Origin of the sequence: Georgenia soli (assembly GCF_002563695.1) — a bacterium.
GTDB lineage: Bacteria > Actinomycetota > Actinomycetes > Actinomycetales > Actinomycetaceae > Georgenia > Georgenia soli.
In genome coordinates this window covers 3,588,547-3,613,568 of the sequence record NZ_PDJI01000004.1, presented here as the reverse complement: position 1 = coordinate 3,613,568, position 25,022 = coordinate 3,588,547, and the positions used below count along the sequence as shown (strand labels likewise).

Sequence of the window (25,022 nt, the reverse complement as noted above, 5' to 3'; positions counted from 1 at the left end):
TCGACACTCACGTATGTGAGCGCTCACATCGCTTCGGCTGTGTGAGAGGCCAGCAAAGGAGCGGTGATCCATGGTGACGTTTCTGGGCATCGACGTCGGGACGTCGAGCACGAAGGGCGTACTCGTCGACGAGAGCGGCACCGTCCTCGCGCAGGCGGTCCGCGAGCATTCGGTGAGCCGTCCCGACGCCGGACGCGTCGAGATCGACGGACGCCTTTGGTGGGATGAGTTCGTCTCGATCGCCGCCGAGCTGACGGACCGCGCTTCCGAGCCGCCCAGCGCGATCGGAATCTCCGGGATGGGCCCGTGCGTGTTGCTGACGGACGCGGACGACCAGCCGGTGGCCCCCGCCGCCCTCTACGGGGTGGACACCCGGGCGACCGCGGAGATCGAACAGCTCAACGACGAGCTGGGCGCGGACGCCATCTTCGAAACCTGCGACTCCTACCTCTCGACGCAGTCGGCGGGCCCGAAGCTCCGGTGGTTCGCCAACCACATGCCGGAGGCATACGCGGCGGCTCGCCGCTTCCACATGCCGGCGTCCTACATCGTCGCCCGGTTGACGGGCGAGTACGTCCTCGACCGCCAGTCCGCCTCCCAGTCGACGCCGCTGTACGACGCCACCACGCAGGAGTGGCACACCGCGTGGACCGACGTCGTCGCCCCCGGCATCACCCTGCCCCGCCTAGCCTGGGCGGGCGACGTGGCCGGGTCGGTGACCCGGGCCGCCGCCGAGGCTGTGCCCGGCCTGCACCCCGACACCCCCGTGGTGGTGGGGACCATCGACGCATGGGCGGAAGGGCTTTCCGTCTCGGCGGTCTCAGCGGGCGACCTCATGCTCATGTACGGCACGACGCTCTTCCTCATCGGGACCACGGAGCACCGCGTGCGCCACCCCTCGATGTGGGGCACCACCGGGCTGTCCGCGGGCGAGTGGAACCTGGCCGGCGGCATGGCCACCTCGGGCGCCATCACCGGCTGGCTTCGGGACCTCTTCGGCTCGCCGTCCTACACCGACCTCGTCGCCGAGGCCGGGGAGTCCGGTCCGGGCTCGCGCGGGCTGGTGATGCTCCCGTACTTCGAGGGCGAGCGGACCCCGATCCAGGACCCGCACGCCCGGGGCACCGTCACGGGACTGACGATCTCTCACACTCGCGGCGATCTTTACCGCGCCGCCCTGGAGGCCACCGCGTTCGGCGTGCGCCACAACATCGAGACCTTCCGAGAGGCGGGGGTGGACGTCTCCCGAGTCGTAGCGGTCGGTGGCGGGACCCAGAGCAGCCTGTGGCCGCAGATTGTCTCTGACGTCATCGGGCTGCCCCAGGAGATCCGCCAGGTGACGGTGGGCGCCAGTTACGGGGACGCCTTCCTCGCCGCCCGGGCCGCCGGCCTCGACGTCGACATCGCGACCTGGAACCCGGTCACCGCGACCGTGGAGCCGAACACCCATCAGGTGTACGAGGACCATTACGGCCACTACCGCGACCTCTACGCGCAAACTCACCACATTCAGCACGCTCTGGCCCGGGAATCCTCCGGGGATCGCGCCTGAGTAACTTCTGGCCACAGATCGTTGTTAGCACTTGGACCCTGGAGAACATTTCGCATGAAACACCCTGAAGAACGCCAGCAGCTCGCCGACGTCGCACGTCGTTTTGCTGCTGAGAAACTAGCCACCGGGACCGGCGGGAACTTCTCCGTCGCCGTGGGCGACGAACTGGTCATCACCCCCAGCGCGGTGCCGTATGCCGACCTGACCCCGGAGTTGATGTGCGTCATCTCCAGGGCCGACGGCGCGACGATCGAGGGCAGGTTCCGACCCTCCTCGGAGTGGGAGCTCCATCTCAGAGCGCTGGAGGCGACAGGCGCCTCCGCGGTGGTGCACACCCACTCCGTGGCGGCCACCGCCGTCGCCTCCATGGCCGGCGTGACGGAGGTGCCGCCCTTCCATTACTACATGCAGATTCTCGGCGGGCCCGTGCGGGTCACCGAGTACGCACGCTACGGCAGTCCCCTTCTCGCGGAGCGAGCCGGCGCCGCCCTCGCGGGTCGTACCGCGTGCCTCCTCGGCAACCACGGCGCGGTGCTATGCGACGCCACCCTGGACGGCGCGTTCGAGAAGGCCCTCGAGCTGGAGTGGCTCTGCGACATGTACCTGCGCATCCGTGCGGCCGGCGAGCCCCGCGTGCTGAGCACGGCCGACCTTCAGGAGGTCCAGGAGGGGCTCGCAACGTACGTGAACCCGGTGCCGCATTCCTGATTTGAGCGTCCCGCTTACGGGTGCTAACGTCGCACACACATCGATGTGAGCGCTCACAACGGAGATTCAGCGCCCAGGTAGAAAGTGCCCTCAGAATCGATACGCACCGGCAAGGCAGCGGGTGCAGGAACCAAGAGATTGGCTGACATCGTGCCAGGAGACAACACCCCCCTCCTTGAAGTCCGCGACATTTCCAAGACATTTCCGGGCGTCAAGGCGCTCGACGGTGTCTCCCTCACCCTGAACCGGGGCGAGATCCTGGGCCTGTGCGGGGAGAACGGTGCAGGGAAGTCCACGCTCATGAAGATCCTCACGGGGATCTACGAACCCGACGAGGGCGGCGAGGTGGTCTTCGACGGCAGGCCGTCGAAGCCCCGCAACCCCCGCGAGGCCTACGAGCAGGGGCTGGTCATCGTTCACCAGGAACTCCAGCTCGTCCCCGACCTCACGGTCGCGCAGAACATCTTCATCGGCCGCGAGCGGAAGGTCTGGGGCGGGATCGGCATCGATGACCGCGGCCAGGTGGCGGCGGCCCGCCGGCTGCTCGACCGCCTCGGCATCCGGATCGACCCGACCGCAGTCGTCGGCCAGCTCTCCGTGGCGGACCGGCAGATGGTCGAGATCGCCCGCGCCCTCTCCTTCGACGCGCGCGTCATCATCCTCGACGAGCCGACGGCGCCGCTGAGCATCGACGAGTCCGAGGCGCTGTTCCGGGTGATTCGTGAGTTCCGCAACGAGAACACCGCGGTCATCTACATCTCGCACCGCCTCGAGGAGGTCCTTGAGCTGTGCGACCGCGTCACGGTCCTGCGCGACGGCCAGAGCGTCGGGTCCAAGGACGCCGCCGACCTCACCCAGCAGGAGCTCATCGAGAAGATGGTCGGCCGCGAGGTCAGCGGCGAGCTTCGTCCGCCCGACCGCACGCCGGGCGAGGTGGTGCTCGAGGTGAGGAACCTGAACACCCCGGGCCTTCTGAAGGACGTCAACCTCGAGCTGCGGCGCGGGGAGATCCTTGGCCTGGCCGGGCTCGTCGGTGCCGGGCGAACCGAGGTGGCCCGGGCGATCGTCGGCGCCGACCCGCGCTCCGACGGCGAGATCCTGGTGCGCGGCCGCAAGGTCGACATCGCCAACCCCGCCCAGGCGGTCGCCGCGGGCATCGGCTACCTCTCCGAGGACCGGAAGGGCACCGGCCTGCTGCTGACCAAGAGCGTGAAGGACAACGTCGCGCTCTCCTCGCTGGGCCGGCACTCGAAGGCCTCGGTGATCGACGACCGAGCCCTCGCTGGCATCGCGAAGAAGCAGGTCAGGGCGCTCGCCATCAAGACGCCCTCGGTGGACCAGCAGACCCAGTTCCTCTCCGGCGGCAACCAGCAGAAGGTCATCATCGGCCGCTGGCTGGTGCGGGACTGCGAGGTCCTCATCTTCGACGAACCGACGCGCGGCATCGACGTTGGGGCCAAGGAGGAGATCTACGCGATCCTCAACGAGCTCGTCGCCTCGGGGAAGTCCCTGATCGTCATCTCCTCCGAGCTGCCCGAGGTCCTGCGCCTCGCGGACCGCGTCGCGGTGATGTCCGAGGGACGCCTCGCCGGAGTGCTCGACAACGCCGATGCCACCCCCGAGCGAGTGATGCAGCTCGCCACCAGCAGCCACAAGAGCGTCATGGAGGACGTGCAATGACTACCGCACCCACAGAGCAGCAGACCGCAGAGGTCGTGACCGAGGACGCGCCCGGGCGGCAGATGCGCTGGCAGCAGTTCATGATCGTCGGCGCACTCGTCGTCCTGTTCGTCATCTTCACGATCGCGAGCCCGAACTTCCTCACCGTCTCCAACGTCGGCGGCATCTTGCTGGCCGCGTCGGTGACCGGCATCCTCGCGCTGGGCACCTCGTTCGTCATCGCCACCGGCGGCATCGACCTCTCTGTCGGCACCACGATGACGCTGGTCTCAGTGATGCTCGCGGTGTTCGGCACTTCGAACTACCTCGGCCTGCCGTTCCCCGTCGCGATCGTCCTCGCGCTCGCCTTCGGGGCCCTGCTCGGCCTGCTGGTCGGTTTCCTCGTCTCCCACCTCGGCATCCCGCCGTTCATCGCCACCCTGGCGATGATGATGGCCACCCAGGGCGCCTCCCTGATCATTACCGGCTCCACCCCGCAGTACTTCACCGAGGTCGACGGGTTCCGCAACCTCGCGACCGGTCAGCTCATCCCCAAGCTGCCGAACGCCGTGCTCATCTTCCTCGTGCTTGCCGTCGTCGCGTGGTTCCTCATGAACAAGACGCTCATCGGGCGCTACGCGGTCTCCATCGGCTCCAACGAGGAGGCCACCAAGGTCTCCGGCGTCGACACCCGGCGGTGGAAGCTCTACATCTACCTGACGGCGTTCGTGTTCACCGCGATCGCGGGCATCGTGATGGCGTCCCGCCTCAACTCGGCGCAGCCGGCCCTCGGTGTGGGCTACGAGCTCGAGGCGATCGCTGCGGTCGTCATCGGCGGCACCTCGCTCGCCGGTGGCCGCGCCTCCATCATCGGCACCGTCGTCGGCGCCACCCTCATGGCCACCCTCAACAACGGTCTTCAGATCCTCGGCATCGCCCAGGAGTGGCAGCGCATCGCCGTCGCCGTCGTCATCATCATCGCCGTCTGGGCCGACACGGTGCGCCGACGCCGCTCCGGCGAGGCCTGAGCGTCAGACCCACGCAGCACCTGCACCATCCCGCAGATCCCCCCAAAAAAATGACACAGGAGTCAGCATGAAAACCATCAAGAAGCGCGTCCTCGGGGCCGTGAGCATCCTCGCCGTCTCGGCGCTCACGCTCACCGCGTGCGGCCGCGGCGACGCGTCCACCGACGCGGCCGACGGAGCCTCGCCCGAGGGCGGTTCCGGGCCGTACGTCGCGATCGTGTCCAAGGGCTTCTCCCAGCAGTTCTGGGTCAGCGTCCGCGAGGGCGCGGAGGCCGCCGCGGACGAGCTCGGCGCCCGGATCACTTTCGACGGCCCGGACACCGAGTCCGACGTCGAGCAGCAGATCCAGCAGCTCCAGACCGCCATGAACGGCAACCCGGACGCCATCGGCTTCGCCGCCCTCGACTCCGAGGCTTCGATCCCGCTCATCGAGCAGGCGGACGCCGACGGTATCCCGATCGTTGCGTTCGACTCCGGCGTCGAGTCCGAGATCCCGGTGACGACGGTGGCCACCGACAACTACGCCGCCGCCGCCGAGGCCGCGAAGCACATGGTCGAGCTGGCTGGCGGCACGGGCAAGGTCGCCGTCGTCGCCCACGACCAGACGTCCCTCACCGGCACCCAGCGCCGCGACGGCTTCGTGGACTACATCGAGCAGAACTCCGACATGGAGATCGTGGACATCCAGTACACGAACTCCGACGTCCTCAAGGCCACCAACGTCACCAACGCCTTCCTCCAGGCCAACCCCGACCTCAAGGGCATCTTCGCCACCAACGAGGCCTCGGCGATCGGCATGATCACCGCGATCGACGAGCTCGGGCGCAAGGACGGCCTGACGGCCATCGGCTTCGACTCCGGCAAGGGACAGATCGACGCCATCAAGGACGGCCGCCTGGACGGCGCCATCACGCAGGACCCGTACAACATCGGCTACCGCACCGTGGAGGCCGCTCTCGCCGCGATCGACGGCGAAGAGGTCGAGGAGCTCGTCGACACCGGCTTCTACTTCTACGACGCCACCAACCTGGAGGACGAGGAGATCGCCCGCTCGCTCTACGAGTGACGCAGGGTCTCCAGCTCTAGCAACGCCAGGTCGACAGGCCGGCGACGGTGCCAACAACTAACCGGAAGGGAGGTCGTCTCGGATGAACAGCTCAGCAACGCCTGTGGCCGTGGACATGGGGTCCAGCTCGGTGCGGGTCACTGCCGGCAGCTTCGACGGCGCACGCCTGACGCTGTCCGAGGTGGCACGCTTCCCCAACGAGGCGCGCACCGTCGCCGGCCGGCTCGTGTGGCCGCTGCACGAGCTGGTCGAGCGCACGCGCGCTGTGCTGTCCGCCGTGGCGGACGAGGGCATGAGTAGCGTCGCGGTCGACTCGTGGGGCGTCGACCACGTGCTCGTCGACGCGTCGGGCCACGCCGTTGCCCATCCCGCCAGCTACCGGGACGCCCGCACCCGGGGCATCCCGGACGAGCTGGCACGCCGGGGACTCACAGCGCAGGGTCTGTGGTCCCGCACCGGCATCCAGCCAGATCCCATCAACACCTCGCACCAGCTCGTGGCCACCCTGCGCCAGCTCGCTCCCGCCGAACGTGACGACGTCGCCCGAGTCCTCATGGTTCCGGACTACGTCGCACACCGGCTCGGCGCCGAGCCGGGCTGGAGCCGGGCGATCTGCTCCACCAGCGGCCTCGCCGAGCCCGGCGGAGGCCGCTGGGCGGACGACCTGCTCCGCGAGCTCGCCATCCCCACCGAGTGGTTCGGCGACATCGCCCCCGAGCGGCAGGTCGCCGGCCACTTCGCCGGATCCTCCGACGTGCCGGTTATCCGGGCCGGCAGCCACGACACCGCCTGCGCCGTGCACGCGCTGCCCAGCGCGCCCGGGCCGCGGGTGTTCCTCTCCTCCGGGAGCTGGTCACTGCTCGGCGTCGAGACCGACCGGCCGCTCCTTGACGACGCCGTCCGCGCAGCCGGGTTCTCCAACGAGGTCCGCACCGAAGGCGGTATCCGGCTGCTGCGGAACCTCACGGGACTGTGGATCCTCCAGGAGTGCGTCCGCCAGTGGACCCGTGAGGGCGTCCCTACGACATGGGCCGGACTCACTCGCGACGCCGTGAACGCTCCCGGCGCCACCGCCCTCCTCGACCCCGACGACCCTGTGTTCCAGACCCCCGGCGACATGCCCGCCCGCGTCCGCGACGCCGTCCGACGGAACGGGGGACGCGTGCCGGAGAGTCCGGGCGAAGTTGCCCGCGTGGTCCTCGATTCCCTCGCCGTCAGCTACGCCGGGACGGTCCGGCAGCTTGCGAACCTTACCGGGGCCAACCCCTCGTGCGTCGTCGCGGTCGGCGGCGGCACGCGCAACGACCTGCTCAACCAGCTCACCGCGGACGCGTGCGGTCTCCCGGTCGCCGCGGGAGCCGCGGAGGCGACCAGTGTGGGCTCGCTTCTCGCGCAGCTCGAGACCCTCGGCGAGATCGGACCGAACGACCGCAGCGCCATCGTCGACGCCTCGTTCGACGTGCGGCTCTACGAGCCGCGCGCGAGCGCACTCGCCGGGCTCGCTCCTCCCAACCTTGAAAGGTTGTCATGACCACCGCCAGGACCTCCGCCAGCCTCGGTGGTCACAACCCGCCGAGCGTGCGGATGAAGGACGTCGCGGCACGCGCCGGCGTCTCCCTGCAGACGGTGAGCCGGGTGGTCAACGCTACCGGCACCGTCACCGAGGAGACCGCCGCCCGCGTCCTTGCCGCGGTGCAGGAGCTCGGCTACCGGCCGAACGTGCTCGCGCGATCGCTGGCGACCAAGATCAATCGCACGGTCGGCGTTGTCGTCGTGGGCGAGATGCGCCACGGCCTGGGTAGCTCGGTGCTGGCGGTCGAGGACGCCGCCCGCGAGCGCGGGGTGCTCACCGTCTCGACCCACGTGTCGACCGGTGACGCCACCAGCATGCGCGACGCGGTCGACCGGATCCTGGGCAGCAGCGTGGGCGGGATGGTCGTGCTGGGGCCCACCCACGACGTGCTCGACCAGGTCGGCGACGTCTGGGGCCGGATGCCTACCGTCATCCTCACCACGGCTCGGTCCACCGAGAGACACATCACCACGGTGGCGATCGACCACGATCACGCCATGAATCAGATCGTCGACCATCTCGCCGACCTCGGCTGCCGCCGGATCGCTCACCTCTCGGGTGACCCGCGCTGGTCCGACGCCCGTCTGCGTGCCGCCGCTTTCACGCAACGCGTTCGACTGCGCGGGCTCGAAGGCACAATCCTTCCCGGCGAGTCCTGGGAGGCGTCCACGGGATACCAGGTGGCCGCCGGACTGAACCGCGGCGACCTTCCCGACGCCATCGTGGCGTCAAACGATGCCGTGGCGCTCGGCGTGATGAGCGCGCTCCACGAGCACGACGTGCGCGTCCCCGAGGACGTGAAGGTCGTCGGGTTCGACGACCTGCCGGAATCGGCCTACTTCCGCCCGACCCTCACCACTGTCCGCCAGGACTTCCAGCTGCTGGGCCTGACGGCCATCGCGCAACTGGACGAGATGATGCGCGGCGGGGACGGGCAGAACATCCGCGTTCCTGCACCGTTGATCGTGCGGGGCAGCACCGAGAGTGGGTGGACCCGATGAGGATCGTCGCGCACGATCTCGGCACAAGCGGCGACAAGGCGTCTCTCCACGACGAGACGGGGCGCATTCTCGACTCCGTCACCGTCCCCTACGCCACGCGCCACGGCGACGGTGGGGTGTCCGAGCAGGATCCCGCAGCGTGGGTCGACGCCGTCGGCCGCGCCTCGCGCGGACTGCTGGCGAAGACCGGCACGGCACCGTCGGCGGTGGCGGGGGTCGTGCTCTCGGGGCACATGCAGGGGCTGGTCCTCGTCGGCCCCGACCTCCAGCCGCTTGGGCCGGCGATGCTCTGGTCCGACCAGCGCGCGGACCGCGAGGTGGGCGAGATCGCCGCCCGTGTCTCCCCGGAAGAGGTATACCGGACCACCGGGCACCCGCTCACGAGTTCCTACACGCTCCCCAAGCTCCTGTGGGTCGCCCGCCACGAGCCCGAACGCCTCGACCGCGCCACGTCGGTCGTGCAGGCGAAGGACTTCGTCGCCGCCACCCTCACCGGGGCAGTCGCGACCGACCCGTCGGACGCCTCTGGGACGCTCATGATGGTCCTCACCGAGGACCGGTGGTGGACCGAGCTGCTCGATGAGCTCGGGCTGCCCCGGCGCCTCATGCCGGAGATCCGCCCTTCCACGTCGACCGTGGGCCGTCTCACTGCCGACGCGGCAACGCTGGTAGGCCTGCCGGCCGGCACGCCGGTGGTCCTCGGCGGCGGCGACGGCCCGATTGCCTCGGTGGGGGCCGCCTCGCTGGACGAGTCGGACAGCCCCTATATGTGCCTGGGCACCTCGGCGTGGGCCGCCACAGCCTCCGACGCCCCGCTGCTCGACCCGCAACGGCGCAGCGTGACATTCCGCCACGTCACCGGGCCCGGCTACGCCCCCACGGCCACCATGCAGGCCGCCGGCGCCAGCCTCGCCTGGTACGCCCGCGACGTCGCCGGCACCACCGTGGAGGACGCGCTCGCCTCCGTCTCCCCCGGCTCGGCTGCGGACCTGGGGCTGTACTACCTGCCGTACCTCATGGGCGAACGCGCCCCGCTCTGGGACCGAGATGTACGGGGAGCCTTTGTCGGTCTCGCCGCGCACCACGGCCCCGGGGACCTCGCCCGCGCCGTCCTCGAGGGCGTCGCGTTCAACCTCGCCGCCTGCTACGACGCGGTGAGCGCGGCCTCGCCCCACGGCCGGGTACGGGCGATCGGCGGCGGCGCCCGCTCCCACCCATGGCTCGCCACCATCGCCGACGTGCTCGGGGCGCCGGTCACCCGCGTGTCAGTGACCTCGGAGGCGAACAGCCTCGGTGCCGCGGTGACCGGCCTCGTGGGCCTGGGCGTCCTACCCGACTTCACCGCCGCCCGGGGACTCGTGGCCGAGTCGGACACCGTCGAGCCCCGCCGTCCGCCGTCGTGGGCGGCCGAGCGGCGCGCGGAGTTCGACCGCCTGCAGGCCGTCCTGCTGCCCTTCTTCCGCGACGTCGCCCGGCGGCGTCACTCCGAGACGATCTGAGGGACCTATGCTCGACATCTTCATCGACAGCGCCGTGCAGGAGGACGTCCTCCCGCTCCTGGAGACCGGACTGTTCTCCGGCGTCACCACCAACCCCACCCTGCTGCGTCAGGCCGGGGTCACGCTCGACACCCTGCCGGACCTCGTCGAGACGCTCCGCAGCGCCGGGGCACGCACGGTCTTCGCCCAGACCTGGGGGTCTACCCCGGACGAGCTCGCCGAGCACGCCGCACTGCTGCGCGAGCGGTGCGGCGAGGTCGGGATCAAGGTACCGGTCGGCGTCGCCGGCCTGGCCCTGGTCCGCCGGCTCAAGGCTGAGCAGGTCCCCACCCTGCTCACCGGCGTGTACAAGCGTGAGCAGATCCTCCCGGCGATCCAGTCCGGCGCCGACTGGGTGGCCCCGTACGTAGGCCGCATGAGCGACAACGGCCGCGACGGCGTCACCCAGACGATCGGCATGCAGCGCGTGCTCGACGCCGCCGGCAGCTCCACCCGGCTGCTCGTCGCCTCCATCCGGTCCGCCGCGGACGTGGCCGACATGGCCGAGGCCGGCGTCGACGGTTTCACCATCAGCCCGGCGCGGTGGCGCGAACTCGTCGCGGACGAGCTCACCGACGCCGCCATGGACGTCTTCGAGGCCCACATGCGCGACGTCGTCGCGCAGCACATCTGAGAGGCAAGGCAATGCTGTACGGACAGCTCACCCACCCCCAGCTCATCGGCGCCCTTGCGGCGGCAGGTCACGGGTCGACCGTCCTCATCGCGGACGGCAACTACCCGGTTGCCACCGGTGCCCGCCCGGAGGCCGAGCGGGTCTACCTCAACCTCGCGCCGGGAACGCTCACGGTCACCCAGGTGCTCGAGCGCCTGCGCACCACCGTCCCCATCGAGCTCGCCACGGTCATGGTTCCCGACGGCGGCGAGCCGGTCGAGGCGCACCAGGACTACCGCACCACCCTCGGCGACGAGACACCGTGGCGCCAGATCGGCCGGTTCGAGTTCTACGACCTGTGCCGGGAGCGAGACCTCGCCGTCGTCGTCGCCACGGGCGACCAGCGGCTCTACGCCAACATCCTCCTCACCGTCGGGGTGCGCGGCCCGAACGACTGACACCCCACCCCATCGACCACCAGCAGAACCACAGGAGATCACCCATGACAACGACGTACACCTTCCCCACGCTCGCCCCGCGGCCGGCGCTGGAGGCGAACACCGTCTACCTCACCACCGGCGGTGATCTGCGCGAGCCCGCCAACATCGCCGGCTGGCCCACGCAGAAGGCCTTCGAGCAGGTCATCACCGATGTCCTTGCGGAGGAGGGCTGGAGCGTCACCCGCGCGTTCGACGTCGACCCCGAGAAGGGGCACGGTTTCGTGACGACGCAGGCCGAGGGCATGGAGGTGTTCCGACACATCCCCAAGGAGGCGCCGCTCGTCGTCGTCATCTGCACCTGGCAGTACTCCCACCACGTCCTGCCCGGACTGCGCGACCACGAGGGGCCTGTGCTCACCGTCGCGAACTTCGCTCCCGACTGGCCGGGCCTGGTCGGCCTGGCCAACCTCAACGCCTCTCTGACGAAGGCGGACATCCCCTACTCGACCATCTGGTCTGTCGACGGCACCGACGAGTGGTTCCGCGACGGCATCCGCAGCTGGCTGCGAACTGGCAAGGTGGAGCACGACGCCTCGCACGTGCGAGCACTGCCGCAGCTCCCCGAGTCGGAGGAGAAGCGCCTCGGTGTTGCGCTGGCCAAGCAGCTGAAGAACGACAAGGCGATCCTCGGCGTCTTCGACGAGGGCTGCATGGGCATGTACAACGCCATCATCGACGACGAGCTCCTCAACCCGATGGGCATGTACAAGGAGCGCCTCTCCCAGTCCGAGCTCTGGGCCCAGATGCTGACGGTCCCGGACGAGGAGGCCGCGGCCGTCGGGCAGTGGCTCCGCGACCGCGGGATGACCTTCAAGCTGGGCACCGACGACGCCACCGAGCTCACCGAGGAGCAGCTCACCTGGCAGTACAAGATGTACATCGCGGCTCTGCGGCTCGCCGACGACTTCGGGCTGGACGCCATCGGTATCCAGTACCAGCAGGGCCTGAAGAACCTGTCCCCCGCATCCGACCTCGTCGAGGGCCTGCTCAACAACGTGGAGCGGCCCGAGGTGACGAGCCGGGACGGCTCCCGCGTCCTCTACGAGGGCCAGGCGCTGCCGTGCTTCAACGAGGTGGACGAGGGCGTCGGGGTGGACTCGCTGGTGACGAACCGCGTCTTCAACGCGATGGGGCTCGACCCGGCAAACACGTTGCACGACATCCGCTGGGGTGACGAGTACGAGGGCGAGTTCGTCTGGGTCTACGAGATCTCCGGCTCCGTGCCGGCATCGCACCTGCCGAACGGGTACGCCTCCGCGGAGGCGTGGCGTCAGGACCCGGTGTTCTTCCCCAAGGGCGGCGCAACCCTCAAGGGCGTTGCGAAGCCGGGCATCAACGTGTGGTCCCGCGTCTTCATCGAGGACGGCGAGCTGCACGTCGACATGGGAATCGCCGACGTCGTCGCGCTGCCGGAGGAGGAGACCGAGCGGCGGTCCAACCTCACCAACCCGGAGTGGCCCATCTCCCACGTGGTGCTGCGAGGCATCACTCGTGACCAGTTCATGGCACGCCACAAGTCGAACCACAACCTCGTTGTCTACGTGCCCGACGAGGAGACCGCCCTGAAGGCACTCACCGCCAAGGCAGCGATGTTCGAGGCCCTCGGCGTGAAGGTGCACCTCTGCGGCGAGGTGGACCTCTGATGGCCGGTGATCGTGCGGACGCCATGACAACTCCTGAAGGAGAGACGATGAACATGAGTACGGAGACGAGCCTCGAAGGTCGGGTCGCCGTCGTGACCGGGGCGAGCAAGGGGATCGGGCTGTCGCTGTCCCGCCGCCTTTCCGACGCAGGTGCGAAGGTCGCGATGCTCTCGCGCTCGGGCAGCACCGAGGGCGTGCCGGGGGCCTTGGGCATCTCCTGCGACGTTGCGAACCACCACGACGTGGTCGCGGCGGTCGACCGGTGCCGCGACGAGCTTGGGGTGCCGTCGATTGCGGTGGCCAACGCGGGCGTGGGCCACTACGCCGACTTCGTGGACACGCCCATCGAGCGAAGCCAGGAGATGATCGCCACGAACCTCCTCGGCACCATCTACCTGTACGACGCGGTCCTGCCGATGATGATCGCCTCGGGCAAGCCAGGTGACCTCGTCAGCCTCGCGAGCGAGGCGGGCCGCCGCGGCTTCCCCGGGGAGGCGGTGTACTGCGCCTCGAAGTTCGGCCAGGTGGGCCTGTCCCGGGCCCTCGACGGCGAGCTGCGGGACAAGGGCATCCGGGTGAGCATCCTCTGCCCCGGCGGGGTGCACACAGAGTTCGCTGTGGGCGACGACCGGGGACGTTCGCACGACGACCCCACCGTGCAGGCCATGATGTCCGCCGACGACGTCGCCGATCTCGCCGTCTACACCGTCACGCGGCCGAGGAACATGCGTGTCTACGAGGTGGCGTTGCGCCCCATGAGTGAGGCGATCTGGGGCTGAGCCCCAGGGCTTACAACGGATGCCGGCGGCCTACCCTTTCCGGTCCGACCGCCGGCATCGTCGCCTTCAGAGTCCAGCATCTGGGCTCGCGGCGTCACCGCTACCGCGGCGCCTGGACGGGCCGGATCCAGGCTCGCCACGGCGCCGCAGTGCGTACGCCAGCGTGGCGGCACCGAGAGCCAGCCCCCACACGGGCCACAAGAACGTCGGTCCGGCAGCCGCCCAGTTCTCGATGATCTCGGTGGCCATGTCACCGTCCATCGCCTGGCGGAACATGGAGATGCCCGCGGGGGTGACGACGATGGAGACGAACGTGGCGGGGACAACGGCGGCCGCGGGCGGCACCCGGCGACCACTGATGACCGGCACCCAGGCGGGCACGATCTCGCCCCAGCGCTGGACGAGCCCGATCGTGAGGATGGCCCCCAGGACGGCGAACGCGCCGAGCCAGACGCCCGCCAGAAGACCGCCTTCAACCCGCGACGTCTCCCAGAACTCCCGGTCGAACCCCAGCGGGTAGAACATCCAGACGAACCGGGTGAGCGCGTACGCCAGCGGCGGCACGACGGCGACCGCCACGGCCCACCTCCCCCACCGAGCCGCGGCGTCGGGCCGCGCCCACGCCGGCACAGGTACGGGGTGGCGCCGCAGGTGCTCGCGAGCGGCCGCGCCCCACAGCAGCACGCCGACGACCACGATGAGCTGGACGACCAGACTGGCGTCGACCGTGCGCACGAGCGAGTCGCGCATGCCTTCGTGGAAGGGCGCCATGACCACGGCGAGGGGCAGGTACCCGACGAGCGCCAGGAGACCGGCGGTCAGCGTGAGCAGGACGAGGACCCCGCTTGCGACGGCTCCAGCGACCACCAGGCCAACGCCCGATCGCGACCGGCCGGTTCCGCCGCCGCCGGTGCGACGGTCCGTGGCGAACCGCCCGGCCGTCCCGGCGAGCACGGCGGCCAGCGCCGCGGCCAGGACGAGGAAGACGGGCAGCGGCAGGAGCCCGGCGAGCGCCGCCGTCGGGGTGGGCAGACGCTCGGCGAGCGCGAGGTCGGTGCCGGTCGCGGCGAGCAGCAGCCCGGCGCCGGCGGCGAGGGTCCAGTACGCGGTGGCAAAGGTTGCGTGTCTCATACCTCCACAGTTGTCGGCCGCGGGCGCGAGCGGATCACCCGTCACGGTGGTCCGCCCACGTTCCGCTCCCCCGCCCGAGGGAGTCAGCGACGAGGGGATCGAAACCCGGAGCCCGGGGACCGAAGTTGCATTCCGTTTTCACCCACACGGACGGTGACGGTGCGATATCAAGGGTGTAGTGGACGAAGTCGTCCGTGAATCGAAACCTTCAGCACCACGGCCACACCCGAGAGGCACCGCGGCTCCGGATGCAGCCTCGACGTCGGCCAGCCGACGACACCCCGCGCATCGCGACAAAGGAGCATGTCATGACGCAGTACCCGCCTCCGCCCGGCCAGCCGTGGGGCCCGAACACCGGTGAGCAGCCGCCCGCCGGGCAGCCGTGGGGCCCGAACACCGGTCAGCAGCCGCCTGCCGGGCAGCCGTGGGGCCCGAACACCGGTCAGCAGCCGCCCGCCGGGCAGCCGTGGGGCCAGCCCCCGTCGGTGCCGCCGCCCGGGCAGCCCGGCAGACCACCCCGGCCCTGGTTCAAGAAGAAGCGCTTCCTCCTACCGGGCGGGGTCGTCGGCCTGCTGTTCTTCTTCGGCATCATCGGCGCCGTCGCCGGCGGTGACGAGGGCGAGCCGATCGCGGCCCCTACCAACGTCGAGGCGACCGCAGCATCCACCAAGGACGCGGCCGCCGAGGAGGCGTCCAAGGCCGAGGCCGAACGGGTCGCTGCCGAGGAGGCCTCGAAGCAAGCCGCCGAGGAAGAAGCGGCGAAGAAGGCGGCAGAAGAGGAAGCCGCCAAGAAGGCCGCCGAGGAGGAGGCCGCACGGAAGGCTGCGGAGGAGGAAGCCGCCAAGAAGGCCGCGGAAGAGGCGGCTGCGGCAGGGACGGTCGCGCAGCAGAACGCCAAGCGTTCCGCCGAGGACTACCTCGCCTTCACCGCCTTCTCACGCTCCGGCCTGATCGGTCAGCTCGAGTTCGAGGGTTTCTCGACCGAGGACGCCACCTGGGGTGTTGACCACCTGACGGTCGACTGGAACGAGCAGGCGGCCAAGTCGGCCGCGCAGTACCTCGACTTCACCTCGTTCTCGCGCAGCGGCTTGATCGAACAGCTCATCTTCGAGGGCTTCACACCCGAGCAGGCCACCTACGGGGTGGACCAGACGGGTCTGTAGCCCGTTGGCGACTCGTAAGACGGTCAGCGGGTCCGGGCGGTCCGCGGGCCGCAGGCCGGACGAGCTGCACAAGGTCGCCTGGTTCTACGGCGTCTCGGTCGGCTATCCCTCCCGTGGACATGTGAGTGCTCCGCCGGCGCAGATTCGGTCGACGAGCTGGCGGCGAACTAGATAGGTGGCCCAGCTCGGTGTCCCGTTCGAGGTGCACGAGCCGCCGGAGCTGATTACGCACGTGCCCGCGTTCGGCCCGCCTCCTACGTGCGGCCGGCGGTCCGGTGTGTGTCACGTCGGGCTGACGCGGAACCGTCGCGCCTGTCCCCGACAGCGCGTTTCCCTCCGGGCAGGGGCAGCACTCTGCCCCGCCAGCCGGTGCACCGCACCGCGGGCCCCGCCAGGCTTGTGGAGCACGCCTACCCGGCGGCGCTTTTCTGTCGACTCCGACGCCGACGGTGGTCGTCCTGATGTCACAACCTGGTCGTCTGTCTCGTCCTAGAGATGCCGAACCATGACGGATCCATCTCGGAGGACCACACCATGACCACCTCGACCGTTCACGCCCGTACCTCACCGCAGGCCGACCACCGTCCCGGGCGGTACGCCTGGCTGACCGCGATCAGCATCGCGGCGGCCACCGCGGCGAACCTCGGGCTCTACGCCGTCGGCCGGTGGACGGACGCCACGCTCCTGGTGGACCCGGGCGCCGGGGCACCCAATCACCTGGTCATCCCGGGCGACGTCGCGTGGAAGACGGCGGTACCCCTCGCGGTCGGCGCTCTCGTGCTGGCGCTCGTCGCCCGTCGCTCCCGCCGGTGGGTGACCGTCCTGACCGTCGCGGGCGTCACCCTCGCCGCCGTCAGCATGCCGTTCGTGTTCATGAACGCCCATGACGCCGTCACTGGCGCGCTGCTCACGAGCATGCACGCGCTCACGGCGCTGGCGTATGTCGTGATCGGGACGCGGGCCCGGGAGGCAGCCGCCGCCTGAAGAGCGCCAACCTGCTCGCATCGAACCGTTGACCGTTACGGACCGTCGGCATCATGATTCGCCGGTGGGATACACCATGTGCTTCTGGAGCGCCTCGACGGCGGACGCCGACGACACTCACGCTCGCCTTCTGGACGACGACGTCTCGACCGTCACGCCCGACCCGGCGGTCGCCGAGTTCAGACGCGAGGTCCTCACGCGCTGGCCAGCGCTCGGCGAGATGGCCGAGCCCTGGAGCCCTGAGCTGGGCGAGCCGGTCACCGGGCCGGAGGGGCGCGAGTCGCACTATCTCCTGCTCAACCTCTCCTGGGACTTCGACGTCGACGTCGTCGAGCAGGTCTGCGCACGGGCCACCGAGCTCGGACTCGTCGTCCACGACCCGGAGAACGAGGAAGAGGAAGAACCGCCGGAGCCCGGCTTCCTCGGGCGGCTGCTGGGGAGATCCCGGAAGTAGGTCGCTTTTCGGCGGAGGCCGCTTGGGCGCTGTGGTGATCACCGCCGACGGACGGCGGTGAACCTTTGAGCTTCTCCTCGCCGCGGCATGGGCCGTTGGACCCTCTGTCTGGACGACCGGTGCTGCGACGATGGGAAAGTCTCGGATCGGGAGGCTGTGATGGCGCAGCGTCGTCGTTGGCAAGCGCTGACGACCGGGCACAAGGCGGTGCTCGTCGCGCTTGCGTCGATCCGGACATCTCTGGCCGTCCCGGCGTGGGCAGACCTGCGGCACGTTCGGCCGTGCAGGGCGGACGCAGCTGTCCGTGAAGGAGGTTGACGTCGTGGGTGCGTCGGCGGTCACGTGCCGGGGGCTGACGAAACGCTTTGGGTCGGTCGTCGCGCTGGACGGGCTGGATCTCGAGGTGCCTCAGGGATCACTTTTCGGGTTGCTGGGGCCGAACGGTGCGGGCAAGACGACGCTGATGCGCCTAGGACGGAGCTCTGACCACCCCCGAGAGCGGGTACGGCCAAGGGTGCCTCGCTCTCCTTCCTCGACATCCAGGGACGGAGCTGCCAGATGAGAACCGCGCAGGAGAAGGCCCTCAACGCGGTCCAACGGCCGACTGCTTACCGGGAGGTGCTGATCGAGTCGTCCGGGGCCCCCGTGGCCCTGTCCGTGTGGGACGGACCGGCGACCGGCCCGGCAGTTCTCTTCCTGCCGGGCACCATGACGCACCCGCTGTTCTACGAGGACTTCCTGGACGCCCTGAACCGGGGCGGCCTCACCGTCGTCGGCCTGCATCCGGTCGGGCACGGGAAGAGTCCCAGCGTCAGGGCCCGTCCGACGGTTGAGCTCCTGCTGCGCAACGCGCTCGACGCCCTGGGCTGGATGCGCACGGCCTTCCCCGACGCCCCGGTGGTGGTGCTCGGGTCGAGCCAGGGCGGGGTTCTCGCGCTGATGGTGGCGGCCCGCTCGGACAGGGTTCACCGCGTCGTCGCCCACAACATCCTCGACCCGTCCCTCTCGGCCACGGTTGGACTGACACGCCTGCCGTCCCGGTTCGCTCCCGCCTACCGTGGCCTGCGAGCCGGCGTTCGCGGGCTCGCCCGGATGGTCCCCGGTCTGCCCGTGCCGATCGGCCTGTACCTCGACACCCGCCGCGTCACCGCGAACCGGCAGACCCTGAGCCGGTTCTACACCGACCCGCTCGGACGGCGCACCTACCCGCTGGCCCTCGTGGCCGGACTGCTGGACGTGGACGCCACCACTCCCCTCGGGTGCCCCGTGGTGGTCGTCGCCGCCTCCGGGGACCCGCTTTTCCCGCTGCCCTACACACGTGAGGTGTTCGACAAGATCGACGCCCCGGCCAAGGAACTCCTCGTGATCGACGCCGCGGAGCACCTGATCTTCACCGAGGAGCTCGATCTGGTGCTCCCCGTCATCCTGGCCAAGCTGACGGAGTAGGCCGGGACACCGCATCAGGGCTGCAGGAGGCCGAGCCGCTCGAGAGCCCGGCTTCCACGGCGGACGCCCGCCCGGAACAGACCGGCTGCGCGGCTGGTCGGCCGCCGCCTCGACGGGTGCGCCCCGACTGTGTGCTCAGGTGCGCGGGCTCCAGCGGAAGAGCCTTGCGGCGAGGAGACCGGTGACCACCAGCCACGCGGTCATCACCGCGACGGCCACCCAGCTGATCGTCGGTCCGGCTGGGTCGAGGGCGTAGGACAACGAGTTCGCGAGGTGCTTGAGCGGGAAGAACGAGCCGACCGTGCTCATCCAGGGCGGGAGAACCCCGATGGCGAACACGTCGGAGAAGAACGCCAGGGGGATCGCCAGCCCGAGCCCGACGGCGGTGACCGCCTTGCTGCTGGGCAGCACGGAGGCGAGCAGCAGGCCGCAGGCGGCCAGGGTCGCCACGCCCAGGACGAGCACCGCGACGGCCAGCGGGGTCCCGCCCCAGGCGATCTCCAGGCCGAACCACAGCATCCCGGCGAGGAGGATCAGCACCGCGGTGGCCAGCACGAGCAGCAGCGCGGAGACGAACCGGCCCGCGAAGTAGGTGCCGGTCTGCAGCGGGGTGCCGGCCAGGCGCTTGAGGATCCCCTGGTCCCGAGCCCGGGCGACGGCATCGGGCACGAACACCATGGCGGTGACGATCGCGCCCCAGGCGATCATCCCGGTGGCCGCCTGCAGCCCGAACGGGGGCGTGACATCGGTGCCCGCGGCGGCGTCGCCCATGACCGCGGCGGTGAACAGGTACTGGGCCAGGGGGAACGCGATGGCGAAGAACACCCAGCCGGTGTCGTGCAGAGCGGACCGGGTCCCCCACCGGGCCTGGTCGCCCAGCAGCGCCAGCCTGGTGGGCCGGCCCGTCGCCGCCGCCTGCACCGCGACCCGGGTGGCGGCCGCACGGCCCTGCGCCACCTGTGTCGCGGCCTGGGCCGGGCCGGCGTGCGCGCGGTGCGCGCGGGCGGGGACCGGCTCCCACCGGAAGGTCGCCTCAGCCACCGCGACGGCACCGACGGTCCACGCGCCGATCACCGCGAGCGCGCCGAGGTCCCAGCCGCTGCTCGTGGCGAACGGGTCGAACTGCTCACCGAGGGCGTCGTTGAACGGCTTGAGGGGGAAGACCTGCGCGATCCGGTCCGCCCAGGCCGGCATGTCGCCGTATCCCATCACCCCGGAGATCCAGGACAGCAGCACCGCCGTCGCGATCGAGGCCGCCTCCGCGACCGAGCCCGACCGCGCCAGGCCGGCGACCGCCACACCGGCGGCGGCGAAGGAGGCCACCGCGGCCAGCACGGTCACCACGGTGGCCGGCATCGTCTGCCACTGGATCTGCACGTCGTAGGCGACGACACCGACGACCAGCATCAACGTCAGCGAGCCGAGCGCGAGCAGCACCGCGGCGCCGATGCGCCCCGCGAGGTAGACCCAGCCGGGCACCGGGGTCCCGTGCACCCGCTTGAGGACGCCGCGCTCACGGGCGTCCGCCAACGAGGAAGCCACCGTCGGGTATGAGCCGTACAGGGCCCCCATCACCGCCGCCGACGGGGTCACGAACTGCATCACCGACACCGTGGAGTCGGCGCTGATCGTGCCGTTGCCGACCAGTGCACCGATCACGACGAGGAAGACGAGGGGGAACAGGAACGTGAAGATGAACGCGATCCGGGTGCGCCACAGGTCCCGCACGGCGTAGCCGAGCTGGTCCACGAGCAACCCGACCACGGTAGGGCGGGCGGCGGACACCGTCCCGCGCGGGACGGACCGGGGAGGCCGGGTGGTCAGCGCAGACATCACGACACCCCCACGTGCTCGGGCTCGACAGCCGCGGTGCCGGCCTGCTCGATCAGCTCGAGGTAGACGTCCTCCAGCGAGGGACGCTCCACGCTGAGCCCGGACAGGACGACGGCGCGGGAGCGCGCCCCACCCGATCAGGCGCTCGAGCGCCACCGTGGGCTCGGCGGTCCGCAGCTGCCAGTCCCCACCCTGCGGCCGCAACGACGCACCCAGGTCGGGCACCTCCGCGACCGCAATCCCGGGGGGCAGCCGGAACGCGATCGTCGACGACGTCCGCGACTCGCCGCCGATCTCCGCCGGGGTGCCCAGGGCCACCAGGCGGCCGGCGACCACCACCGCCACCCGGTCGGCGAGGTGCTCGGCCTCGTCCATGTAGTGGGTGGTCAGCAGCACCGTCTTGCCCAGCCCGCGCAGGTTCTCCACCAGCTCCCAGGCACGGCGTCGAGCGGAGGGGTCGAACCCCGTGGTCGGCTCGTCGAGGAACAGCAGCTCCGGGTCCCCGACCAGGCCCAGCGCCAGATCGAGCCGACGCCTCTGCCCGCCCGAGAGGGTCTTGACCTTCGCGTCGGCCTTGTCGGCCAGCCCGACCAGGTCGATTACGCCCTCGACCGGCAACCGGCGCGGATACATGCCGCGATAGAGCCCGACCAGCTCCCGGGGCGTGAAGTCCTCGTCGACCCCCGCCTCCTGCAGCACGATCCCGATCCGCTCCCGGTAGTCCCGCCCGCCGGTCTCGGGATCGAACCCCAGCACCTGGACGTGGCCGGCGGTGCGCCGCCGGTGCCCCTCGAGGATCTCCACCGTCGTGGTCTTCCCCGCCCCGTTCGGGCCCAGGACGGCGAAGACCTCACCCTGGGCGATGGTGAAGGACAGATCGTCGACGGCGACGACCTCACCGTAGGTCTTGCGCAGGCCCTCGACGCTCACGGCATCCACCAGGCCCACCTCCACGTGAACCTCTGCGGCGGGACGGGCCCGCCGGACCCGCAACCACGGCGTGCGCCGCAACCAGGACCCGGCCCACACCGACACCGACGCCGGGCACCCGAGATCGCACCTCTACCATCACGCCGGGCTGCCCGCCGGCGCCAGGACCTTTGGTCCCGAACCCCGGCCTCGACCTCGACCGGCCCCCTGCCCGCACCTGTGCCCGCCCGGGGAACGCGTCCCGGCGCCGGCTCCTCCGGGAACCGAGTACGAAGCGCCACGGACTACCCAGCGGCCGCCTCCACGCGTTCGCGCAGGTTCAGCAGCATCCGCCTCATCATCCAGATGTCTGCGAACTCCAGCAGCATCGAGAAGGCGATCGACGGCGAGAGCCAGCGGTACCGGGAACGAACCCTTGTGACGACCCGCGTGGTGCCGTCAGGCAGCGGATGCAGGACCCATGCCCACGACGTGTCACCGCGTGTGCCCCAGATCATGGAGGAGGGCGGGTCGAGGGCGTGGACCCGGATCCCGTGCTTACCGTCCGGGCTCATGGGCATGACGTCGCCGACCTTGACGTTCTGCAGCGCGGGGATGATCTCGCGGGCGCTGGGACGGCCGAGGTTGTCGAGCAGGTCGTAGGAGTACCAGCCCGCGCGGTTCACCCCGACCTGGGCGAGCCACGGCCAGATCTCGCTCGGCCGCGCGCGGATCGTGATCGCCCGTGTCGCGTCGAGGGTAGGGCTCTCGACCAGGTCGTCGCCGGGCAGCGGCCGCGCTCGCTCTTGGTCGGTGGCTCCCCAACCAAGCTGCCACGGTCGGACCAGCCTGATGTACGCCACAGCGATGGCACCACCGATCGCCGCAGGTCCCACAGCAGCCCGGACGGTCCGCATGCAGACCGTTCTTGCACATCCGCTGTCCCTCATAACGGGACGAAGGTCCCGCCCGTGCGAGTTCGGAACTCGCGGAACTCGCCGATGGAAGAGACGGCGCCGTGGCAGCGCCTGCGCCGGCTCCCTTCGGTCAGGCGGACGCCTCCGGCTCGACGAGCACCAACGGGATCTCGCGGGTGGTGCGGGACTGGTAGCGGGCGTAGCCGCGGTACGCCGACGTCACCCGGGGCCACAGCTCTCCGCGCTGGTCCGCCGTCGCGACACGGGCGCGGGCCGGGCGAGGCGGGCCATCACCCAGACGGATCTGGACCCGCGGGTCGGCCTGGAGGTTGAGCAGCCAGGCCGGCGGGCGGTCGTCCCCGCCGCGGGAGGCGACGACGACGAACGTGCCGCCCAGCTGCACGGGCGAGGTGAGGAGCACCCGGTGCAGGTTGCCGCTGCGCCGGCCCTTGGTGGTGAGCTCCAGCACCGGCATCGTTCCCACGTGCCAGCCGCCGCGCCCAGGCGCCAGCGCCATCCACACGCGGTGGGCGGCGTTCATCGCCTTGAGCGTCAGATCGTGCGGCATGGGCTGCTCCTGTCCGGTCCCGAACGCGCAGACAGGTTCGCATGCACGAGGTCCCGCCGCGCGTCGCGGGCACCGGGCTCTCTGCGGGCCGGCGCCTGCGACCGGGGTCTGGCCGCCTCGGCGGCGCTCGTTCTCACCGGCACCCCGCTGTGCCCCACCCCTGTTCTGGGGATCGATCGGCACTTGATGGCCCCTCTCAGCACGGGCGACACTCGAAGGACCCGACAGACGGAGCGTGGTCGACGTGGTCCAGGTTCTCCCTCCACTGGTGTCGTCCGAGCTGGCGAACATCCCGGCAGCCCCGGAGTCGACGCTTCCTCCGACGGCGTCCCTCCCCGAGGACGTCCCACCGGCGCCCTGGCGGTGCACCTTCCACGGCGTCATGTGGTTCCAGCGAGCCGGCGTCCGCGCCGCCGCCCTGCTGCCGGCTCCCCTGCGGCCGGCGACGCCGCGTCTGCTCATCGGCGCCCACCTGCGTTACACCGACACACCGGTGGGCTCCTACTCCGAGGTGTTCGCCGCGGTGGTCGTGCGCGTCGGCGCCCGCCCCGGCGCACACCTGCCCTTCATGGCTGTCGACAGCGTGGGCAGCGTGCGCGGCGGCCGGGCGAACTGGGCCATCCCCAAGACGACGGCCCGCTTCAGCGGTGACCCGGTGGGCGGGCAGGCGCTCGAGGCGTCAGGAGCCGGTTGGAGCATCCGCACGCGAGCCCGGGCGCTCGGACCGGCCTTTCCGCTGACGCTCCACCTCCGGCAGGCACAGGTGTGGCCGGACGGGACCGTGGCACGCTCCTCGGTGACCATCTCGGGACGGGCGAGAGCGGCCCTCGCGGACGTCTCCACGTACTCCGAGCACCAGCTGGCCAGCTGGATGCCGCCGGGGCGGCACGTCGGGCTGCTCTGGCAGGAAGCCACCCTCGCGCTCACCCCTGCCACCGGCCGCCCCGGCTGAGCAGAAGGCCATGGGCATCGTCGACCAGGCCATCGCCGAGGTCTCCTCGCCCTCACGCGAGGCCCTCCAGCACGTGATCGACGTCGCCCGGCGGCTCGCGCCGGACGCCGAGGACGGCACGAGCTACGGGATGCCGGCCCTACGGGTCGCGGGCAGGCCGTACGTCAGCGTCGTCGCGGCGGCGAAGCACCTCTCGCTCTTCCCCTTCTCCCCCGCCGCGATCGACGCCGTGCGCGCGGACCTCGAGGGCTACTCGTTGTCGAAGGGCACCGTGCGCTTCGCCGCCGAGCAGCCGATTCCCGACGACGTCCTCGAGCACCTCCTTCGAGCGCGGCTGTCCGAGATCGCCGGTCCTGAGGAGGACGTGCTGGCCGGTCACCCCACCTGATCCGCCCGCCGACGCTCCTCCCGCTGCCGGATCAGCTCCTCGACGGCGCTCGGCAGCGTCGTCTCGAAGTCGATCAGCTTCGCCCACGTGGGCGTCACGACGATCCGCACCATGCCGTCGTACAGCGACCGGACCTCGGCCTCCCACTCGACCCGCTGCTCCGCCGTCATCTGGTAGGTGCCGTTCGCCTGGAGGTACTCGTCCGGGATGCCGTCGACGACGTCGAGGTCGGCCCGGCCGCGGATCAGCAGGATCTTCGGCGGGTGGATCTCGGTGTCGATCGTCAGGGCGACCGCGGGGTTGCGGCGCAGGGCCGGGAGCTTCGGGGCGTTCTTCGTCGTGCACATGACGATCTCCGCGCCGTTCCACACGAACGCGATCGGGACGACGCGCGGGGTGCCGTCCTTGGCGACGTAGCCGAGCCGGGTCAGGTCGCGGGCCAGCAGCTCCTGGCTGGTCGGGTGGTTGAGGATCTCGGCGATCTCGTGCGGTTCCACAGTCGTTCTCCTTGTCCACGGTGCCGGTCGTGGTCGCCCGGCGGTCCGTCCCTGGGACGCAGCCGACGCCTGAGGTTCGACATCAGCAGTGTGCCCGTCTCGGGCAGTGGCGGCTGGGAC

At 70.6% G+C, this 25,022-nt stretch carries 23 protein-coding genes and 1 pseudogene; 19 read left to right on the top strand and 5 right to left on the bottom strand.

The features are described from left to right. Positions 1 to 70 precede the first annotated feature (70 nt). From ATJ97_RS17710 to ATJ97_RS17655, 12 genes are all read left to right on the top strand, one after another. Entirely contained in the window at positions 71 to 1,552 is a 1,482-nt protein-coding gene (locus ATJ97_RS17710; RefSeq protein WP_098484872.1) for an FGGY-family carbohydrate kinase, read from the top strand. 54 nt (positions 1,553 to 1,606) lie between these two features. Next, a complete protein-coding gene (locus tag ATJ97_RS17705; protein WP_098484871.1) occupies positions 1,607 to 2,260 on the top strand; it encodes a class II aldolase/adducin family protein in 654 nt (217 codons plus the stop codon). 138 nt (positions 2,261 to 2,398) lie between these two features. Continuing rightward, positions 2,399 to 3,940, top strand: a complete 1,542-nt coding sequence (locus ATJ97_RS17700; protein ID WP_245862699.1) for a sugar ABC transporter ATP-binding protein — start codon at positions 2,399 to 2,401, stop codon at positions 3,938 to 3,940. Beyond that, complete coding sequence (locus ATJ97_RS17695) at positions 3,937 to 4,947, top strand: ABC transporter permease (RefSeq protein WP_098484870.1); 1,011 nt, start codon at positions 3,937 to 3,939, stop codon at positions 4,945 to 4,947. Before ATJ97_RS17700 ends, ATJ97_RS17695 begins: the two co-directional genes overlap by 4 nt. 67 nt (positions 4,948 to 5,014) lie before the next feature. Continuing rightward, positions 5,015 to 6,013: an ABC transporter substrate-binding protein gene (locus ATJ97_RS17690; protein ID WP_098484869.1), complete on the top strand. Its 999-nt coding sequence runs from the start codon at positions 5,015 to 5,017 to the stop codon at positions 6,011 to 6,013. Positions 6,014 to 6,095: 82 nt separating this feature from the next. Further along, positions 6,096 to 7,544 carry a rhamnulokinase gene (locus ATJ97_RS17685; RefSeq protein WP_098484868.1) on the top strand — a complete coding sequence of 483 codons (1,449 nt, stop codon included), beginning with the start codon at positions 6,096 to 6,098 and terminating at the stop codon, positions 7,542 to 7,544. Further along, a complete protein-coding gene (locus ATJ97_RS17680; protein WP_098484867.1) occupies positions 7,541 to 8,587 on the top strand; it encodes a LacI family DNA-binding transcriptional regulator in 1,047 nt (348 codons plus the stop codon). Before ATJ97_RS17685 ends, ATJ97_RS17680 begins: the two co-directional genes overlap by 4 nt. Next, positions 8,584 to 10,086: a xylulokinase gene (locus ATJ97_RS17675; RefSeq protein ID WP_143427068.1), complete on the top strand. Its 1,503-nt coding sequence runs from the start codon at positions 8,584 to 8,586 to the stop codon at positions 10,084 to 10,086. Before ATJ97_RS17680 ends, ATJ97_RS17675 begins: the two co-directional genes overlap by 4 nt. A gap of 7 nt (positions 10,087 to 10,093) precedes the next feature. After that, positions 10,094 to 10,759 (top strand): transaldolase family protein, encoded by a 666-nt coding sequence (locus ATJ97_RS17670; RefSeq protein ID WP_098484865.1) that lies wholly within the window; start codon positions 10,094 to 10,096, stop codon positions 10,757 to 10,759. A gap of 11 nt (positions 10,760 to 10,770) precedes the next feature. Continuing rightward, the gene (locus tag ATJ97_RS17665) at positions 10,771 to 11,196 is read left to right on the top strand and encodes an RbsD/FucU family protein (protein ID WP_098484864.1); all 426 of its coding nucleotides are present in this window, start codon (positions 10,771 to 10,773) and stop codon (positions 11,194 to 11,196) included. 44 nt (positions 11,197 to 11,240) lie between these two features. Continuing rightward, positions 11,241 to 12,881, top strand: coding sequence for a fucose isomerase (locus ATJ97_RS17660; protein WP_098484863.1), 1,641 nt, complete (start codon positions 11,241 to 11,243; stop codon positions 12,879 to 12,881). A 47-nt stretch (positions 12,882 to 12,928) separates the two neighbouring features. Then, positions 12,929 to 13,660 (top strand): SDR family oxidoreductase, encoded by a 732-nt coding sequence (locus ATJ97_RS17655; protein WP_170037559.1) that lies wholly within the window; start codon positions 12,929 to 12,931, stop codon positions 13,658 to 13,660. A 66-nt stretch (positions 13,661 to 13,726) separates the two neighbouring features. Here ATJ97_RS17655 and ATJ97_RS17650 read toward each other — a convergent pair whose 3' ends face one another. After that, on the bottom strand, positions 13,727 to 14,791 hold the full coding sequence (locus tag ATJ97_RS17650) for a hypothetical protein (RefSeq protein ID WP_098484861.1): 1,065 nt from the start codon (positions 14,789 to 14,791) through the stop codon (positions 13,727 to 13,729). A 308-nt stretch (positions 14,792 to 15,099) separates the two neighbouring features. Here ATJ97_RS17650 and ATJ97_RS20510 point away from each other — a divergent pair, with 308 nt between their 5' ends. The 5 genes and pseudogenes from ATJ97_RS20510 (at position 15,100) to ATJ97_RS17625 (ending at position 18,838) form a co-directional block, all read left to right on the top strand. Beyond that, positions 15,100 to 15,954, top strand: a complete 855-nt coding sequence (locus ATJ97_RS20510; protein WP_098484860.1) for an Ltp family lipoprotein — start codon at positions 15,100 to 15,102, stop codon at positions 15,952 to 15,954. 534 nt (positions 15,955 to 16,488) lie between these two features. Continuing rightward, positions 16,489 to 16,938, top strand: a complete 450-nt coding sequence (locus ATJ97_RS17640; protein WP_098484859.1) for a DUF6069 family protein — start codon at positions 16,489 to 16,491, stop codon at positions 16,936 to 16,938. A gap of 64 nt (positions 16,939 to 17,002) precedes the next feature. Beyond that, a complete protein-coding gene (locus tag ATJ97_RS17635; protein WP_143427067.1) occupies positions 17,003 to 17,392 on the top strand; it encodes a hypothetical protein in 390 nt (129 codons plus the stop codon). 304 nt (positions 17,393 to 17,696) lie between these two features. After that, a pseudogene (locus ATJ97_RS20505) lies at positions 17,697 to 17,864 on the top strand (ATP-binding cassette domain-containing protein); the annotation flags it as partial. A gap of 86 nt (positions 17,865 to 17,950) precedes the next feature. Then, positions 17,951 to 18,838 carry an alpha/beta fold hydrolase gene (locus ATJ97_RS17625; protein ID WP_098484856.1) on the top strand — a complete coding sequence of 296 codons (888 nt, stop codon included), beginning with the start codon at positions 17,951 to 17,953 and terminating at the stop codon, positions 18,836 to 18,838. Between the two features lie 135 nt (positions 18,839 to 18,973). Here ATJ97_RS17625 and ATJ97_RS20125 read toward each other — a convergent pair whose 3' ends face one another. The 3 genes from ATJ97_RS20125 to ATJ97_RS17605 all read right to left on the bottom strand — a co-directional run bounded on the left by ATJ97_RS20125 (position 18,974) and on the right by ATJ97_RS17605 (position 23,065). Further along, positions 18,974 to 21,610, bottom strand: coding sequence for an ABC transporter ATP-binding protein/permease (locus tag ATJ97_RS20125; protein ID WP_245862696.1), 2,637 nt, complete (start codon positions 21,608 to 21,610; stop codon positions 18,974 to 18,976). Between the two features lie 275 nt (positions 21,611 to 21,885). Next, positions 21,886 to 22,497, bottom strand: coding sequence for a hypothetical protein (locus ATJ97_RS17610; protein ID WP_098484854.1), 612 nt, complete (start codon positions 22,495 to 22,497; stop codon positions 21,886 to 21,888). A gap of 130 nt (positions 22,498 to 22,627) precedes the next feature. Further along, complete coding sequence (locus tag ATJ97_RS17605; protein WP_098484853.1) at positions 22,628 to 23,065, bottom strand: nitroreductase/quinone reductase family protein; 438 nt, start codon at positions 23,063 to 23,065, stop codon at positions 22,628 to 22,630. A 235-nt stretch (positions 23,066 to 23,300) separates the two neighbouring features. Here ATJ97_RS17605 and ATJ97_RS17600 point away from each other — a divergent pair, with 235 nt between their 5' ends. Together ATJ97_RS17600 and ATJ97_RS17595 are read left to right on the top strand one after the other, a co-directional pair. Continuing rightward, positions 23,301 to 24,017: an acetoacetate decarboxylase family protein gene (locus tag ATJ97_RS17600; protein WP_098484852.1), complete on the top strand. Its 717-nt coding sequence runs from the start codon at positions 23,301 to 23,303 to the stop codon at positions 24,015 to 24,017. A 10-nt stretch (positions 24,018 to 24,027) separates the two neighbouring features. Further along, a complete protein-coding gene (locus ATJ97_RS17595) occupies positions 24,028 to 24,405 on the top strand; it encodes an iron chaperone (RefSeq protein WP_098484851.1) in 378 nt (125 codons plus the stop codon). On the opposite strand, the gene ATJ97_RS17590 is transcribed toward ATJ97_RS17595, so the two are convergent. Continuing rightward, positions 24,393 to 24,902 (bottom strand): pyridoxamine 5'-phosphate oxidase family protein, encoded by a 510-nt coding sequence (locus ATJ97_RS17590; RefSeq protein ID WP_098484850.1) that lies wholly within the window; start codon positions 24,900 to 24,902, stop codon positions 24,393 to 24,395. The two genes, ATJ97_RS17595 and ATJ97_RS17590, sit on opposite strands and share 13 nt — an antisense overlap. Positions 24,903 to 25,022 lie beyond the last annotated feature (120 nt).

Excerpts from the sequence above, each read along its gene's own strand:
- ATJ97_RS17625 (WP_098484856.1), top strand. The coding sequence starts at position 17,951 with ATGAGAACCGCGCAGGAGAAGGCCCTCAACGCGGTCCAACGGCCGACT.
- ATJ97_RS20510 (WP_098484860.1), top strand. The coding sequence starts at position 15,100 with ATGACGCAGTACCCGCCTCCGCCCGGCCAGCCGTGGGGCCCGAACACC.
- ATJ97_RS17605 (WP_098484853.1), bottom strand. The coding sequence starts at position 23,065 with ATGCCGCACGATCTGACGCTCAAGGCGATGAACGCCGCCCACCGCGTG.
- ATJ97_RS17610 (WP_098484854.1), bottom strand. The coding sequence starts at position 22,497 with ATGCGGACCGTCCGGGCTGCTGTGGGACCTGCGGCGATCGGTGGTGCC.
- ATJ97_RS17660 (WP_098484863.1), top strand. The coding sequence starts at position 11,241 with ATGACAACGACGTACACCTTCCCCACGCTCGCCCCGCGGCCGGCGCTG.
- ATJ97_RS17665 (WP_098484864.1), top strand. The coding sequence starts at position 10,771 with ATGCTGTACGGACAGCTCACCCACCCCCAGCTCATCGGCGCCCTTGCG.
- ATJ97_RS17695 (WP_098484870.1), top strand. The coding sequence starts at position 3,937 with ATGACTACCGCACCCACAGAGCAGCAGACCGCAGAGGTCGTGACCGAG.
- ATJ97_RS17680 (WP_098484867.1), top strand. The coding sequence starts at position 7,541 with ATGACCACCGCCAGGACCTCCGCCAGCCTCGGTGGTCACAACCCGCCG.
- ATJ97_RS17710 (WP_098484872.1), top strand. The coding sequence starts at position 71 with ATGGTGACGTTTCTGGGCATCGACGTCGGGACGTCGAGCACGAAGGGC.
- ATJ97_RS17670 (WP_098484865.1), top strand. The coding sequence starts at position 10,094 with ATGCTCGACATCTTCATCGACAGCGCCGTGCAGGAGGACGTCCTCCCG.
- ATJ97_RS17640 (WP_098484859.1), top strand. The coding sequence starts at position 16,489 with ATGACCACCTCGACCGTTCACGCCCGTACCTCACCGCAGGCCGACCAC.
- ATJ97_RS17655 (WP_170037559.1), top strand. The coding sequence starts at position 12,929 with ATGAACATGAGTACGGAGACGAGCCTCGAAGGTCGGGTCGCCGTCGTG.
- ATJ97_RS17705 (WP_098484871.1), top strand. The coding sequence starts at position 1,607 with ATGAAACACCCTGAAGAACGCCAGCAGCTCGCCGACGTCGCACGTCGT.
- ATJ97_RS17650 (WP_098484861.1), bottom strand. The coding sequence starts at position 14,791 with ATGAGACACGCAACCTTTGCCACCGCGTACTGGACCCTCGCCGCCGGC.
- ATJ97_RS17685 (WP_098484868.1), top strand. The coding sequence starts at position 6,096 with ATGAACAGCTCAGCAACGCCTGTGGCCGTGGACATGGGGTCCAGCTCG.
- ATJ97_RS17675 (WP_143427068.1), top strand. The coding sequence starts at position 8,584 with ATGAGGATCGTCGCGCACGATCTCGGCACAAGCGGCGACAAGGCGTCT.
- ATJ97_RS17690 (WP_098484869.1), top strand. The coding sequence starts at position 5,015 with ATGAAAACCATCAAGAAGCGCGTCCTCGGGGCCGTGAGCATCCTCGCC.
- ATJ97_RS17595 (WP_098484851.1), top strand. The coding sequence starts at position 24,028 with ATGGGCATCGTCGACCAGGCCATCGCCGAGGTCTCCTCGCCCTCACGC.